The organism is Parapedobacter sp., from assembly GCF_035556095.1.
In the GTDB taxonomy this organism is placed as follows: domain Bacteria; phylum Bacteroidota; class Bacteroidia; order Sphingobacteriales; family Sphingobacteriaceae; genus Parapedobacter.
In genome coordinates this window covers 203,226-219,146 of sequence record NZ_DATMFT010000032.1, presented here as the reverse complement: position 1 = coordinate 219,146, position 15,921 = coordinate 203,226, and the positions used below count along the sequence as shown (strand labels likewise).

The following is a 15,921-nucleotide window of genomic DNA, read 5'->3' as shown; positions in this document are numbered from 1 at the left end:
TACCCTGTCCTCGTGTATATATGCATATGGTATGGGTGCTCTGGTGAAAAAAAACACATAACGGAGAATGATTTCGAGAACCTGGAGCTAAACTCATTCGTTGAGGAAGACTTCCCTTATATTACCACGTCACTTGATGCTCGGAATATTGGGGCAAGTTTTCCCAGCGATAACGTATCTGCTAGGGGACTGGCTATACAGCTTGGCAACGATTCATATGCCTGCTTCGATATGGATTTACTCCGGTGGTCGGTGGCTTGGGAAGGTGAATTCTTACCGATGGTGCTTCCGGCACAGGGATCATATCATGATTTTTTTCAGTACAATAAGAACGAGTTGCCTTACCCGTTGGGAACGCCCAGCATGGCTACGGGTATTTACCCGGGATGGTCCCGAAATAAGCCGGAATTCGGGGAAGTAAGGGATGCATCACAAGAGACGGAGGGGCTTTATTGGGGGCCTATACCGACAGATTTGGGACGGTGGAATGGTGTCTTTATACATAATCAATCCGTCATTCTGTCTTATTCCATTGGTCCAACGGAAATACTGGAGCTTCCCGGTAGTGTGAAACACGGGCATATTAGCGCTCTTTCCCGGACATTCCGAATCGGGAAATCGGCTTCGAAATTGTTTGTCAACATTGCGGAAGTATTGGATGGAAGGAAGGGAGTTGAAGGCGGGCAAATCGGGCATCTTTTTCACGATAATCCGGATACGGTGACTACGGTCGCTATCAACGGAGGAGATGGAGTGGTGAAAATGGTTGACAATCGATACCTAACCGTGGAACTGCCACCTTCAAATGAAGAACGGGAGTTTTCCATCTTGATAAGGAAGGGGCCCGCGCGCGACACCAGTGATTTCGAGATATTGGCCAAAGGTTACAAGCGGGAAATCCCAGATTTCAAACACGGTGGCCCATCACGCTGGAATGAACAGGTATTGACAAGAGGTAAGATTAGCCCCGATACTGCCGCGTTTGTATCGGATATCCTAACACTCCCATTACCAAATCCATGGAAAAGAAATGTACGGGTTGCGGATATTGGATTCTTTAACGGAGACAAAGCCGCAATCTCTACTTATGAAGGAGATGTTTGGATTGTAGAAGGTTTTAACAAAAAATTGAACAACCTCTCTTGGCGTCGGTTTGCTTCCGGCTTTTATGAACCCATGAGTATCGAGGTTTTCGAAGGGGAGATTTATGTCTATGGTAAGGAGGGAATTGTTCGATTACACGACCTGAACGGAGATGGCGAAGCGGACTACTATGAAGCTTATTGCAATTTAATGCAACAATCTACCGGTACACGCGAATGGGCTGCGGATATGACGATGGATAAGGATGGAAATTTCTACATTGCAAAAGGGGGGCATGTAACCGGTCTGAAAGGAGTACTCCCCTTCCTTTCTGATTTCAAGCCGGAAAACACCTATCGCGCCAGCACGCGCCACAGTGGATCAATTTTAAAAATTGCTGCGGATGGCAAGTCTCTGGAGGTGCTCGCGACAGGACTGAGAATGCCCTATATTGGGATTAATAGGAATACCGCATTTTTGACTGCTTCTGACCAACAAGGTAATTTTGTCCCAGCGTCACCCATTTATGCGGTACACAAGGGGGACTATTTTGGAGTGCCTGTTACCTTGCATAGAGACGACCATCCAGAGATTTCCCGCCCCATTACGTGGATCCCCCACAGGATTGACCGGTCCTCGGCGAGCCAAGCATGGATAGGAGAAAGTAAAATGGGGCCGTTGAATAACCAACTGCTACATTTTTCATTTGGAGCTCCTGGTATATTTCGTGTGCTGTTAGACAGTGATTCCGAAACCTCGCAAGGTGGCGTTTCATTTATCCGAATGAATTATCCTTCTCCGATATTAAAGGGAGAAACAAACCCATCAGACGGGCAGCTGTACGTGGTGGGTTTTAACAACTACGCGAGCAATTCAATGGGAATCAGCTCGCTGATACGAATGCGTTATACCGGAAAACCGAGCTATATGGTGAATGGATTCCGCGCCGGGAGCCAAGGTGTTTTGTTGTCGTTTGATGCTGAATTAAATGACACAAGTGCGACGAATATTGAGAATTTCGCCGTGAAACGATGGAATTATAAACGAACGGGCCGATACGGCTCAGGCCATTTTAAGTTAGATGGCTCTCCAGGAGAAGAGTTACTTCCTGTTTTGGCTTCTTACCTGGCTGCAGATAAAAAGAGCGTTCTGTTACTTATTCCCCAAATGAGAGAAACTGACCAGATGGAGGTGATGTATAGGCTCGACTTTCGTGACGGTAAAAAGATAGAAGATGGCCTGTGGTTTACCGTACATAGCGTCAATGATGTCGCGTACCGCAAATATGGAATCGAGAATGTGGACTTGGCCAAACTCGATCTGACTCCGGACCAGGTTTCGGCGTTGATAAAAACGGAACTCCCTGTAACAGTGGATAGGGGGAGGGAACTGTTTGTTAAAACCGGGTGTATCGCTTGCCATTCTACGGGTATCAAGACGGAAGGAATGTATGGCCCGCCGTTTCAAGGGATTTATGGAACAAAGCGGGAATTGACCGATGGTTCGACTGTACTGGTGGACGATGCCTATCTAAAAGAGTCAATACTCCAACCGGAGAAGAAGGTGGCAAAAGGCTATGGAGCGGAAATGCCTGCTTTCGAAGGGGTACTCACAGACTCCGATATACAATCTATAATTTTCTACATCAAGACGTTGTACCGTTGACCGGATATCTATTCCAAGGGAATCATATCTTAAACAATTAGCTAACCATTATTCAAAGTAACATTAGAAATGAAAGGAACTGATTTTTGGTGGGTGTTTATGCTGGGTGTTGTATCGTGTTCATTGGGCACCCCGCCCATTACAGAAAACGACTTTGATAATATCGAATTAAACCCATTCATCGAGCCCGACTTCCCCTTCGTAAGTACTTATCTGGATGCGCGTGGCCTCGGTGACCACTTTCCAAAAAACAACGTGGTTTCCCGGGGGCTCATGGTTAATCTGGGCGACAGTGCTTACATGTGCTTCGATAGAGACTTGCTGCGGTGGTCGGTGGCCTGGACGGGTGATTACCTGAACGGAGGCATGCTTCCACACGTGTCATATGACGATTTCTTCAACAAGAAGGCCTATATACCTAAGATAGCCGGCCAGCCCGCCTTTGCCAGCGGACTTTATCCGGGGTGGTCAGCAGATAGCCTAACGCTAAGCGACGTCCGACCCAAGGAACAGCTGAATACCGGTGCATACTGGGGGGCGCTGCCCGCGGAATATGGCCGTTGGAGCGGCGTCTATGTGTACGGCGACAAAGCTGTACTTTCATACAGGGTGGGGCAGACAAACATATTCGAATTGCCGGGTGTAGTGCGGGAAGGGGCACAGGCGGTTTTCACACGGGCTTTGGAGATCGATAGCTCGACCGATACACTTTTCATGAATGCCGCAGAAGTGCGGGGAGGGGAAGGCGGTTCGGCGGATAGTCGGATCGGATATATTTATTTCGGCGAGCAACGGGATTCCGTCGTAGCGGTGGGTGTGGCTAGCGAAACAGCTGCCTTGATACGTTTGGTGGATAACCGATATTTGTCTGTGGCCGTACCGCCATCCACCAATGGCTCCCGTCTGACCGTGTACCTGTGGCGGGGAGCTGCCGAAGATCTGCCATCGTTCGAAAGGGTTGTCAATTCGATTACCGTTGACTTTCCGGATTTTAGGCGAGATTTCCAAACGCGCTGGCCCGACGAAGTACTTACGCGAGGCCAAATCGCGCCGGATACCGCGGCTTTTGTGGCCGACATCCTGACACTTCCGATCCCCAACCCGTGGAAACGGAATGTACGGGTGATAGACCTAGCCTTCCTAGATGAGGAGACGATTGTGGTATCTACATTTGAAGGAGACGTCTGGATAGCAAAGGGGGTTAAAGGGCAACTGAAAAAAATGTCGTGGAAACGTTTTGCTTCGGGGCTTTATGAGCCGATGAGCATAGCCGTTCATGACGGTCAGATTTATGTTTTCGGTAAGGAGGGGATTGTGCGGCTCAATGACCTGAACGGCGATGGCGAGGCAGACTATTACGAGAACTTCTGTGACCTGATGCAACAGCCGCCAGTTGCCTACGCATGGGCCGCCGACATGGTTTTCTCGGATGTGAATGAAGCCATTTTCATCGCCAACGGAGGTGCGGTGGCTGCGGCGGGGCTGACCAAACCGATCGCGGAAGGCTTCCGGGCGGGCACTAACCATTCGGGCTCCATCCTGAAAATATCGCTTGACGGAAAGCGTGCGGAGGTGTATGCCACAGGGCTACGGGCTCCCTTTTTGGGGGAGCATCCAGCCACAGGCGATATAACTGTGACCGACCAGCAGGGCAATTATGTGGCTGCCACACCCATCTATATGGTAGAGCGGGGGGATTTCTTCGGCGTTCCGGCCACGGCACAGCGCAATGACGATCCGGAACACAAGCGGCCACTCACTTGGATCCCGCACCGGGTGGACCGGTCGGCGGCGACGGAGGTGTGGATGACCAGCGGGAAGATGGGCCCCCTCAACGATGCATTGGTTCATTTCTCGTTTGGTAAGCCAGGTCTGTTCCGGGTACTATTGGATTCCACGGCCCAGGGCTTGCAGGGCGGAGTGGCACCCTTGCCGTTGAAGTTATCCACGCCTATCCTGAAGGGTGTGCTGGGGCCTGTAGACGGCCAGCTCTACGTGGCGGGTTTCAACCTGTTGGGTAGCAGTTCGGAGGGCGTCAGTGCAATACAGCGGTTCAGGTACACCGGAAAGCCGAGTTATATGCCCAACGGGTTGAAGATCGGTAAGCAGGGGATTATTGTATCTTTTGATGCGCCGCTGGACCCAGCGGAAGTGAGTAATTTGGAGAATTATCGTATCAAACGCTGGAATTACAAGCAAACCCAGGAATATGGCTCCGGACACTTTAAATTGGACGGTACGCCGGGTGAAGAGATCCTGCCAGCGCTCGCCTCATACCTGTCTGCCGACAGGAAGCATTTGTTGCTTCTGATTCCCGACATGAAGTTTACCGACCAGATGGAAGTGATGTACCGGCTTAAGGCTTCGGATGGCAAAGCGCTGGATGATGGAATCTGGTTTTCGGTGACCCATGTTCCCGATCTGGATAGCCAGTTGGGTGGCTTCGGCCAAGTCGACCTCAGCAAGCTGGATATCGATCAGGCGGAGATCGCTTCATTGGTGAAATCCGAGGGGCCGATTACGCGCGAGCGTGGGCATCAGCTTTTCAATACGGTTGGCTGTGTGGGTTGCCATTCGCCGGGTACGGAAACAGCGGGTAAGTATGGTCCGCCGTTCAAGGGGATGTATGGCACGATGCGGGAAATGAATGACGGTATGCGTATCGAAGCCGATGATGCCTACATTCGGGAATCAATCCTTGATCCTAGTAAGCATGTGGTGAAGGGCTATGAGGCCGAAATGCCGTCTTATGTGGGTGTGCTGTCCGATGCCGACATCGAGGCGATACAGCTTTACATCATGTACCTAAAATATTAATGATTTTGAACATTTTCGTGATATGCTCCCTACGGTTGTCTGTTCGTAATTTAAACCGATGGACTGCCGTATTGATAGCAAGCGGTTTGCTGGTCGGCTTACATCACCAGGCACACGCCAGCGCTGCACCGGAAGATTCCATTGTGCCAGATACGGCACGGATTTTCAAAAAGTCTGACGATGAAACGACAAAAAATAAGCTGCTTGAGTTTTCAGGGTTTATAAAGTACGATCTTTTTGCCGATACCCGTCAGGTAGTAAATGCGCGGGAGGGGCTGGTATCGATGTACCCCGAGAACCGTCTCGTAGATGCATCGGGAAATGATGTGAATGCGGGGAGGAATCTGAATATGCTTTCCATTCATTCGCGGCTCGCGCTACGGTCATATGGCCCTGTTGTTTTCAACGCTCGTACCAGTGGATTGATCGAGGCTGATTTTTATGGAAATGAAAACAGCCATTTCAGTGACTTGAATGGATTAAGGCTATTTAACGCCTATATTAATTTCAATTGGAAGACCACCGGGCTGCTCGTAGGCCAGTATTGGCATCCGATGTCCGTGCGGGAGTTCTTCCCGAATACCGTGTCGTTTAGTGCGGGAGCACCCTTCCACCCCATGTCCCGCAATCCGCAGGTTCGCATCCGGCAAATGCTGGGTCGATTTAAGTTGACCGGTGCCTTTCTTTCACAGCGGGATTTCACGAGTACAGGTCCCGATGGCCCGGGTTCGCATTACTTGAGGAATGCGGGTATCCCCAACGTGCATTTGCAACTACAATATAGCGGCGATTCGTCCGCTTTTTCCGGTGGGGCGGGGATCGATTATAAACAACTCGTCCCGACGCGTTCTGCGTTAAATGATGTCGGGGAGGTGTTTAAGTCGAATAGTTTGGTTTCCAGCGTTTCATTCATCGGTTTTTTAAAGATGGAAACCGGAAACATTGGAATGACGGCACAAGGCGTCTACGCCCAAAATGCATACGATTTGCTCCTTCTTGGGGGATATGCCGAGAAACTGGTGAATGACGCATATACGGTTGAAAAGGCTTATACGAACCTCAATGTGGCATCGTTCTGGCTCGATATGTGGTCAATCGTGCGTGGCGTCCATGTAGGGGCCTTTATTGGCTATACAAAAAATTTAGGAGCGGGCAACCGGATCGGCGACGCACGTTATAGCCGGGGTGAGAATATAGGATGGGTTTATCGGCTTTCGCCACGCATGGCTTACGATATCGGCCCGGTTAATGCGGCTCTTGAAGGCGAATACACGGTAGCTGGCTATGGCACCGCGAACGGAGATGGGATGGGTGGGGTGGCTGACACAGCCCCGGTTGCCAATTTCAGATCATTACTGTCAGTGAAATATTCTTTTTGATGTTACCCTGTTGTTACTGTCGTCCTAAAAGCCCGGGCACTTTTGTGGGATAGGCTTCCCTACGTGTACTGAAGTCCGCGTACTTATCGCGGATATATAGCAGCAGGTCATAGTCGGAAAACCTGAGCAACTGTTCGTAAGTAGGTCTGAAAAACCAGTGGAAGACATCCAGCTCCGCATCGGGGATACCCGTCTGCGCTTGGATAAGTGCCTTCGTGTACCGACGGTCCACATAATCTTCGTGCTCGTCACGGATGAGCGCAGCCTTCAATAGCTTGCTCTGTTTCTGCTCGCGCGAAAAGGAAGCAAAGAGCATATTGAGGTTGATACCGATGCCAGCCGGGGCGAGTGTAAGCGCCTGCCATGGCTTTACCGGCTTGAAGTTGAACTGGTTGGCATATTCCTGGCGCATCCATAGCGAGTCTTTTACGGAGTTACGTTTACCCAATATGCGTACCTCCTCAAGGCCGATGGTTTTGCTCAGCAACGAAATGTAGAGCAGCGTATCGGGTGCGGTGTATAGGGTAAGCGACGTCGGCTCGTAGCCAATATGAGAAACAGAAATGGTGACAGGGAAGCCGGTGAAGCCGACAACGCCGAAATGCCCGCCTGCATCGGTGGAGGTACGTAGGTTACCCATCGTAATACTGGCCGCCCGGACCGGCTGGCCCGTTTCCCGGTCGTGCACCACACCGCCGAGATACTGCGCCTGTGCCGACAGTATTGACAGGATGCTGCTGCAAATTAGCAAATACAACGATATGAGGTGAGGGCTGCCACGCATAGTGCGGTAAAGGTAAGGGTAGGGTGGCCTACGCGCCGTACTTTTAACATTTGTTAACCATAGTTGGTTTACTCAATAGATGGAGTAACTTTATTCAGTGCACTGAATAAAGTTGGATAGGTTGCTCCTGCTGGATAACTTAGGTATCCCTTGGGGGGAATTTCTGATGATCAATCCATCGGAGCTGTTCTGAGCAGCGTGAAGCCCGACATGGTGCGGATTACCGATTTCAAAAAATTATACCTACTTTCGAGGCCTAAACAAACGATAATAAAAAGAATACCATGAGTTTGAAAGATTTTAAAGGAGTTGTCACCGGAGACGCCGTACAGGATTTATTTGAGATCGCTAAGACGCATAAATTCGCCTTGCCCGCCGTGAATGTAATCGGTACGGATTCTATAAATGCGGTAATGGAAACTGCTAAAGCGGTCAACTCACCGGTGATTATCCAATTGTCTAACGGCGGTGCGCAGTTCTATGCCGGAAAGTCGATGAATAACGACGGACTGAAAGCGTGTGTGCTCGGTGCCGTGTCGGCCGCCCATCACGTACATCTATTGGCCGAACATTATGGCATCGCGGTTATACTCCATACCGACCATGCCGCTAAAAAGCTTTTGCCTTGGATTGATGGCATGCTCGATCACGGTGAGCATTTCTTTAAGCAACACGGTAAGCCACTATTTTCTTCCCATATGCTCGATTTATCCGAAGAGCCCATCGAGGAGAATATCGACATATCCAAAAAATACCTCGAACGGATGAAGCCGCTTGGAATGACCGTGGAGATCGAACTCGGTGTTACTGGAGGGGAAGAGGATGGTGTGGATAACACCGATGTAGATAGCTCTAAATTATACACACAGCCCGAAGAGGTAGCCTATGCCTACGAAGAACTGAACCAGGTGAGCGATAAATTCACTGTGGCGGCGGCCTTTGGCAATGTGCATGGTGTGTACAAACCCGGCAACGTCAAATTGCAACCTGTTATCCTCCACAATTCCCAGGAATACATCCGCGAGAAGTTCGGCCTTTCCGCTGAGAAACCGGTTAACTTTGTGTTCCACGGTGGCTCAGGTTCGGCACCCGAAGAGATTGCCGAAGCGATTTCGTATGGCGCGATTAAAATGAATATCGATACCGATATGCAATGGGCCTTTTGGGATGGCGTGCGTGGGTACTACCAAGCCAACGAAGGCTATCTGCAAAGCCAGATCGGTAACCCCCAAGGAGCGGATTCGCCAAACAAGAAGTACTACGATCCACGTGTATGGTTGCGCAAAGGCGAAGAAAGCTTCGTCAAACGCCTTACACAAGCATTTGAAGAGTTGAATGCTGTTGACGTGAATAATAAGCTTTAGCGGGAGCAATCGCTTTTTCTATTACCAAATGCCCATTTTAATGGGCATTTGGTGTTTCTTGCCTTGTGGTAAAAAAAACTAGTATAATGTCCGCAGATTCCCTATTTTGCAGGCCTTGAATGATTTGCTAACCGTTTACACAGTGATAAAAACAGTCGGTTCGACTGCAAAGCCTTATGGAACAGTTTATTAAAGCCGTTAACGACGTTGTGTGGAGCAACGCACTGGTTGTATTATGTATAGGTGTCGGCGTCTATTTCTCGTTTGCAACCGGATTTTTACAGGTCAGATACCTGAAAGATATGGTGAAACTCCTGTTTGGTGGCGGTTCGTCTACCAAAGGCGTTTCTTCCTTCCAAGCGTTTGCCATGGCGCTATCGGGTAGGATCGGCACAGGGAATATCGCCGGTGTGGCCACGGCCATCGCCATGGGCGGACCAGGTGCTGTATTCTGGATGTGGCTCATCGCATTCCTGGGGGCGGCATCTGCTTACGTGGAAGCCACATTGGGCCAGATTTATAAAGAAGTGAAAGACGGGCAGTACCGTGGTGGCCCAGCATTCTATATCGAAAAAGGGCTAGGTGTGAAGTGGTACGCCGTGGTTTTTGCCGTTGCGACGATACTGAGTACGGCACTTTTTCTGCCCGGTGTGCAAAGCAACAGCATTGCGCTTGGCGTGCAGAACGCATTCGATGTACCGGTGGAGTATACTGGTATTGGTCTCGTTATTTTGCTTGGTCTCATTATCATCGGCGGCGTGAAGCGCATTGCAAAAGTAGCGGAAGTGGTGGTGCCATTTATGGCCGGTGCTTATATCCTAATGGCACTCATTATCATTGCGCTGAATTTTAACGACATTCCTGCCGTGTTTGGGCTGATATTCCGGTCGGCCTTCGATTTCGAGCCCGCCTTTGGCGGGATGCTGGGGGCAGCCATTTCATGGGGTGTAAAGAGGGGTATCTATTCGAACGAAGCCGGGCAAGGTACCGCGCCGCACGCGGCGGCGGCGGCCGAGGTGAGCCACCCCGCAAAGCAGGGGCTGGTGCAGGCGTTTTCGGTGTATGTGGATACGCTGTTCGTGTGTACCGCAACCGCACTGATGATCTTATTCACGGGGGCATATAACGTGCAGAATCCTGCGGGTGGCTACTTCGTTGAGAACATACCGGGCGTTCAGATCGGCTCAGAATACACCCAGCATGCTGTCGCCCATCATTTCCCCAGCATCGGCGCCGGATTTGTGGCCCTAGCATTGTTCTTTTTTGTCTTTACCACCATCATGGCCTATTATTATATGGCCGAAACCAATCTCAGTTACTTGGATAAACGCGGCAAGCAACGATGGGCTGTGTGGGCGCTTCGTCTCCTCATCCTATTCGCTACCTATTACGGCACGGTTAAGACTGCTGAATTGGCGTGGACCATGGGCGATATCGGCGTGGGACTGATGGCTTGGCTCAACCTGATAGCCATTATATTGCTGCGGAAGCCTGCCTTGAAAGCACTCAAAGACTACCGCAAGCAAAAGGCAGAAGGAAAAGACCCAGTGTTCAATGCGGATGAGTGGGATATCAAGCATGCCGAAGAGTGGTCGAAGCGAAAAGATGGGTGAATTTCGTATCTTATACGTACCTTTGGCCCATGCCAGAAAAAATCATTATCCTTGATTTCGGCTCCCAATATACCCAGTTGATTGCTCGGCGGGTGCGGGAGTTAAATGTATATTGTGAAATTCATCCCTATACCCATATTCCGGAGTTTGATGCGTCGGTGAAGGGTGTTATTTTTTCGGGGAGCCCTTACTCTGTACGACAGGATGATGCACCACAGGTCGATTTTCAATCGATTCAAAACCGATTCCCCTTATTAGGCGTCTGTTATGGAGCACAGTACATCGCGCAGCATTCGGGTGGAGCGGTGGTAGCGTCCACGATCCGTGAATACGGCCGGGCCAACCTCCATTTCGTAGATAGTGGCAACCCGTTGCTGGCCGATATCCCGACGGGCTCCCAAGTGTGGATGTCGCACGGTGACACCATCTCTTCGATTCCTGAAGGCGTGGACATCATTGCCAGCACCGATAAGGTGAATGTAGCGGCGTATCACGTCAAGGGTACGCAAACGTATGGTATACAGTTCCACCCCGAGGTAACCCACAGTACCGACGGGACAACGTTATTGAAGAACTTTGTCATCGATATTTGCGGTTGCACGCCCTCTTGGACAGCCGATGCATTCGCAGAGACAACGGTGGCCGCATTGAAAGAAAAATTGGGCAACGACCATGTAATCATGGCGTTATCCGGGGGGGTCGATTCTACGGTAGCTGCGGTATTGCTGCATCAGGCCATAGGCCAAAACCTGCATTGCATATTCGTAGACCATGGGTTGTTGCGAAAGAATGAGTTTGAACAAGTGCTGGAATCATACCGGCATATGGGCCTTAATATCAAAGGAGTAAATGCCAAAGAGCGGTTTTACCGGAAGCTGGCTGGCGTGAGCGAACCCGAGCAGAAACGCAAAATCATTGGTGCAGCATTCATCGACGAATTTGATGATGCCGCGCACGCTGTACAGGCGGAGTTACCGGCAGGCGTTGAAGTGAAGTGGCTTGGACAAGGGACTATCTACCCGGACGTCATCGAGTCAATTTCGGTGAATGGCCCCTCTGCCACCATCAAATCACACCATAACGTGGGTGGCCTGCCTGATTTCATGAAGCTGAAAGTGGTGGAACCCCTAAATACCCTTTTCAAGGATGAAGTGCGCCGGGTGGGTAAAACACTGGGGGTGGCGCCGAGCATCCTCGGCAGGCACCCGTTTCCGGGTCCTGGCCTCGCTATCCGGATATTAGGAGAAATCACGGCCGAAAAGGTACGGATTTTGCAGGAAGCTGATGATATCTACATTCGCAACCTGCGGGAATCCGGCTGGTATGATCAAGTGTGGCAGGCGGGAACGATTTTCCTGCCGGTGCAGTCGGTAGGGGTGATGGGCGACGAACGTACTTATGAGCATGTTGTGGCGCTCCGTGCCGTTGGCTCGCTCGACGGGATGACAGCAGATTGGGTACACCTGCCCTATGAGTTATTGGCGAAGATATCAAACGAGATAATCAATCACGTAAAGGGGATAAATAGGGTTGTATATGATATTAGTTCGAAACCTCCGGCTACTATTGAATGGGAGTAAACGCCTGCTAGGCTTATCGGTGTTGGTGTTGTTGGTGGCGTGTACGCCTAAGGTGCGGGTGCTGCGGGCCCCCGGAGACAAAGCGCCCACTGAAAAGAAAGAAACCACCACGGAGAAAGAAGATGTTGCAATACCGGAAGAAGAGGAAACGGTCGATTTCAACCGGATTGCGCTGCTTTTGCCTTTTGAGCTCAATAAAGCCAATCAACACGCGCCCAGTGCAGCGGATATCAAACGATCGGCCTTGGCACTGGATTTCTACCAAGGGTTTAAGGTGGGCCTGGATGCGCTTTCTGCCGAAGGCGCCAATTTCAAACTGAACGTATTGGATACCCGTGACGACCCCGGTGAGAATGCACGTATCGCCAAGCTAGACGATGTGCAGGATGCAGCGTTGGTGGTGGGGCCGGTATATCCGAAGGAAATACAGGTGTTTGGCTTTAATGCGCAGCTCGACCAAACCTTGCAGATTTCGCCATTGGCCGCGAGTATGCCATCGGAGTTTAACTTCTCCAACCTGGTCACCATGACGGCCCCGCTTCCGGTACACGTACACGCATTGGCAACCCATATTGCCAACCAGTACAAACAGGGCGATGTGGTGATCTTCTACAAAACACCCGATGAGGCAAGCAAACAACTGCTAGGGCCGCTCCAAACAGAAATCCGTAAACTGAAGAATGGTAACATCCAGGTGGTGGAAGTGGAAGATGAAGAAAGCTTGGAAAGTAGGGTACACCTTGCAGGTAAGAACCTGGTCGTGTTGGCAACGACCAATAAGTATGAGATATCGCCCATTTTAGCGCAATTGCGTAGGCTGCAGGAAGAACTTTCGTACAATATCCAGTTGTTCGGCCACCCAAGTTGGTCGAAGCTTGGCTTCGATGCGGAAGATGGGTTGGCCGCGTTTGATACCCGGATCACCACCTCATATTATATCGATAAAAGTGCCACCGATGTGCGCCGGTTCGACCAGCAATACCAAAGTGAGTTTGGCATAGCTCCTACCGAATTTGCATATAAGGGCTACGATGCCGCTTATTATTTCGGTAGCTTGCTCGTAAAGTATGGCCCCGATTACCGGCTGCACCTGGAAGATACCGGTTATAAAGGGCTACATAACACGTTTAAGTGGGAGTACAACGCCGCTTGGGGCTACGTGAACCACGCCATCGCTATTTTACAATATGGCAGCAGCGGTTTCAGGCCGATAAATTAAATCCCTTTGATAGTCACTGAAAAACGGGTAAGGCAACAGATCCATACGGTTGAACGCTTACTCCAGGAATATGTGGAAGAAGGTGGTGTACCTTTGACTCGTTTCCTTACCGGGTTTTACAAGCGTAATCGGCAAATGGGGAGTAAAGACCGGCGGATGGCTTCCCGGTTGGTATACCACTATTTCCGTTTAGGGGCAGCGGCGCAACGTGAAGAGGTGCCTGTCCGGTTGGCAATGGCCGATTTTCTGTGTAGCAACGATAGTGCGGTGGCTTCCGTTATCCTCCCCCAGGTTTACGCCCATATCCAAGCCGATCTTTCGGAAAAAATTTCGTTGTTGGAGGCAAATACAACTTTCCGTCTGCAAGATGTATTCCCATTCCAACAATTCTTGTCGGCAGGTATCGACCGCCATGCATTCCTAAAAAGTCTTTTTGTGCAGCCTGACCTCTACATCCGGTTGCGGCCGTCTTATCGCGACGAAGTCATGGCAGCATTGGAAGCGACACAAATCAATTATCGGATAGTGGATCAATACGCTGTGGCGCTACCCAATGGTACGGCCCTAGACCGCATCGCAGGTCTAACCGGTAAATACGAGGTGCAGGATTACTCATCGCAACAGACAGGTGCATATTTCCAGGCCACCGCCGGGGAGCACTGGTGGGATGCCTGCGCCGGAGCGGGGGGCAAATCGCTCTTGCTGCTCGATCAATCGGCCGGAGTAAATCTATTGGTGTCTGATACGCGGCGTAGTATCTTGCGTAATCTCGATGAGCGTTTTGACGCAGCAGGAATCAAATCCTACCGGCAGAAGATAATCGACCTCCGCAACGATACGGCAACGGTGCTTGGCGATGAACAGTTTGACGGCATTATCCTCGATGCCCCTTGCACAGGCTCCGGCACGTGGGGCCGTACACCGGAAATGCTTTCGGCATTCGATAGCCAGGCAATCGGCCGCTTTGCCGAATTGCAACGACAGCTGGCAACGCGGGTCATCAGGCACCTGAAGCCGGGGAAGCCGCTTATTTACATCACCTGCTCGGTTTATGCCGAAGAAAACGAAAGGGTGATGAGCTACCTGCAAGACACGCATGGACTGCACTTGCAACAAACCGCGCTGCTACATGGCTATCGGCATAAAGCCGACAGTATGTTTGTAGCGCGGCTGATTAATCGTTGATTTGTCATTCATCCCACAATGTGCTACTTTTGGGTGTATGCAAGGTTCATTGCCGATAAGGGAATAAACCGAGTGTGCCGATAAAAAATAGACAGATGAACCCGATGAAAATAGCCGTATTCCCCGGATCTTTCGACCCGATTACCAATGCACACATTGATATCGTGGAGCGTGCCACGGCACTATTTGATAAGATTTATGTGGCGATAGGAACCAACAGCACCAAGAAGGGATTCTTTACCACCGACGAACGGTTAGCAATTATAAAGTCGGTATTTTCTTCCCATCACGGTGTTATAGAAGCTGTGCAGTTTAACGGGTTGACAGTCGATTTCTGTCGCGAAGTAGGTGCCCGCTTTATCCTGCGTGGTATGCGCAACGCGAACGACTTCGAGTTTGAAAAGGCCATCGCCCTGAACAACGCAGCGCTAGCTCCCGATGTCGAATCCGTTTTTTTAGTGAGTAGCAGTGGCCTGTCGCACATATCGTCCACCATCGTTCGTGAAATTATCACAAACAACGGAAACGTAAGCCAATTGGTGCCGGAGGCGGTGGTTGAAGCGGTAAGTCGTAAGTCTTAAATCGAAAATCTTAAGTCAGAAGTCTATCAATTATCGATTGTCAACTATCAATTGTCAAACCACCGACTACCGCACCCAACACCTCCGCAATTAACGGATAGGTGTTTTTCAGGACTTTACTGAATTTGTCTTTCGGTAGCCATATGGCTTCCGTGATATCTTCTTCGTGCTGCGGTTTGAGCTTAGGTGCTTTATTTACACCCATCTCATACCAGTTGGTTTTTTTGAGCACTACTTCACCTTTTAGTTGGTACGTATGGTAAGAGGTGACGAGTTTTTGCCCAAGGTAATCGACCTGTATGCCGCACTCTTCCTCCACTTCGCGCACCGCCGCTTTTTTCATCGATTCTCCAGCGTCTACCTTTCCCTTGGGTAAGTCCCACTTGCCAAGCCGGTAGATAAAAAGGTAGTCACCATAGCCGTTCTTCACGAACCCTCCTGCCGCTTTGATTACCTTGAGTTTTTTCTTAATTAGGCTAAAATAGTCGCCTGGATTTTCTAATTGGACGAAATACGTGATTGCTGTATGATTTGCCTTCGTCTCTTTGAAAAGTTTTTCAATGTCAAGATATTGATGGTCAATTGATTGAATATCGGACTGGTTTTTGGGGGGGTAATCTGCCAAAACAAGGACAGATTGGTTCATATAAA

The 15,921-nt window shown here is 50.2% G+C and carries 11 protein-coding genes; 9 read left to right on the top strand and 2 right to left on the bottom strand.

Features of this window, described 5'->3' with window-relative positions:
- Positions 1–12 precede the first annotated feature (12 nt).
- From VNQ80_RS20390 to VNQ80_RS20380, 3 genes are all read left to right on the top strand, one after another.
- A complete protein-coding gene (locus VNQ80_RS20390; RefSeq protein ID WP_325642200.1) occupies positions 13–2,748 on the top strand; it encodes a cytochrome c in 2,736 nt (911 codons plus the stop codon).
- Positions 2,749–2,817: 69 nt separating this feature from the next.
- Positions 2,818–5,565, top strand: coding sequence for a DUF6797 domain-containing protein (locus tag VNQ80_RS20385; protein ID WP_325642198.1), 2,748 nt, complete (start codon positions 2,818–2,820; stop codon positions 5,563–5,565).
- A gap of 5 nt (positions 5,566–5,570) precedes the next feature.
- Positions 5,571–6,944, top strand: a complete 1,374-nt coding sequence (locus VNQ80_RS20380) for a hypothetical protein (RefSeq protein WP_325642196.1) — start codon at positions 5,571–5,573, stop codon at positions 6,942–6,944.
- Between the two features lie 13 nt (positions 6,945–6,957).
- On the opposite strand, the gene VNQ80_RS20375 is transcribed toward VNQ80_RS20380, so the two are convergent.
- On the bottom strand, positions 6,958–7,728 hold the full coding sequence (locus VNQ80_RS20375; protein WP_325642194.1) for a carboxypeptidase-like regulatory domain-containing protein: 771 nt from the start codon (positions 7,726–7,728) through the stop codon (positions 6,958–6,960).
- 284 nt (positions 7,729–8,012) lie between these two features.
- Here VNQ80_RS20375 and fbaA point away from each other — a divergent pair, with 284 nt between their 5' ends.
- The 6 genes from fbaA (at position 8,013) to coaD (ending at position 15,270) form a co-directional block, all read left to right on the top strand.
- Entirely contained in the window at positions 8,013–9,092 is a 1,080-nt protein-coding gene (fbaA, locus tag VNQ80_RS20370) for a class II fructose-bisphosphate aldolase (protein WP_325642192.1), read from the top strand.
- Between the two features lie 176 nt (positions 9,093–9,268).
- Positions 9,269–10,705: an alanine/glycine:cation symporter family protein gene (locus VNQ80_RS20365; RefSeq protein ID WP_325642190.1), complete on the top strand. Its 1,437-nt coding sequence runs from the start codon at positions 9,269–9,271 to the stop codon at positions 10,703–10,705.
- 29 nt (positions 10,706–10,734) lie between these two features.
- Positions 10,735–12,285, top strand: coding sequence for a glutamine-hydrolyzing GMP synthase (gene guaA / locus VNQ80_RS20360; RefSeq protein ID WP_325642188.1), 1,551 nt, complete (start codon positions 10,735–10,737; stop codon positions 12,283–12,285).
- Positions 12,242–13,504, top strand: a complete 1,263-nt coding sequence (locus tag VNQ80_RS20355; protein WP_325642186.1) for an ABC transporter substrate-binding protein — start codon at positions 12,242–12,244, stop codon at positions 13,502–13,504. Before guaA ends, VNQ80_RS20355 begins: the two co-directional genes overlap by 44 nt.
- Positions 13,505–13,510: 6 nt before the next feature.
- Positions 13,511–14,689: an RsmB/NOP family class I SAM-dependent RNA methyltransferase gene (locus tag VNQ80_RS20350; protein WP_325642184.1), complete on the top strand. Its 1,179-nt coding sequence runs from the start codon at positions 13,511–13,513 to the stop codon at positions 14,687–14,689.
- A 95-nt stretch (positions 14,690–14,784) separates the two neighbouring features.
- Positions 14,785–15,270: a pantetheine-phosphate adenylyltransferase gene (coaD, locus tag VNQ80_RS20345; protein ID WP_325642182.1), complete on the top strand. Its 486-nt coding sequence runs from the start codon at positions 14,785–14,787 to the stop codon at positions 15,268–15,270.
- 40 nt (positions 15,271–15,310) lie between these two features.
- Here the strand turns inward: coaD and VNQ80_RS20340 are convergent, their stop codons facing one another.
- Complete coding sequence (locus tag VNQ80_RS20340) at positions 15,311–15,916, bottom strand: NUDIX hydrolase (protein ID WP_325642180.1); 606 nt, start codon at positions 15,914–15,916, stop codon at positions 15,311–15,313.
- Positions 15,917–15,921 lie beyond the last annotated feature (5 nt).

Bases quoted from the DNA above. Each gene is read 5' to 3' on its own strand.
- VNQ80_RS20385 (WP_325642198.1), top strand. From the start codon at position 2,818: ATGAAAGGAACTGATTTTTGGTGGGTGTTTATGCTGGGTGTTGTATCG.
- VNQ80_RS20375 (WP_325642194.1), bottom strand. From the start codon at position 7,728: ATGCGTGGCAGCCCTCACCTCATATCGTTGTATTTGCTAATTTGCAGC.
- fbaA (WP_325642192.1), top strand. From the start codon at position 8,013: ATGAGTTTGAAAGATTTTAAAGGAGTTGTCACCGGAGACGCCGTACAG.
- VNQ80_RS20365 (WP_325642190.1), top strand. From the start codon at position 9,269: ATGGAACAGTTTATTAAAGCCGTTAACGACGTTGTGTGGAGCAACGCA.
- guaA (WP_325642188.1), top strand. From the start codon at position 10,735: ATGCCAGAAAAAATCATTATCCTTGATTTCGGCTCCCAATATACCCAG.
- VNQ80_RS20355 (WP_325642186.1), top strand. From the start codon at position 12,242: ATGATATTAGTTCGAAACCTCCGGCTACTATTGAATGGGAGTAAACGC.
- coaD (WP_325642182.1), top strand. From the start codon at position 14,785: ATGAACCCGATGAAAATAGCCGTATTCCCCGGATCTTTCGACCCGATT.
- VNQ80_RS20340 (WP_325642180.1), bottom strand. From the start codon at position 15,916: ATGAACCAATCTGTCCTTGTTTTGGCAGATTACCCCCCCAAAAACCAG.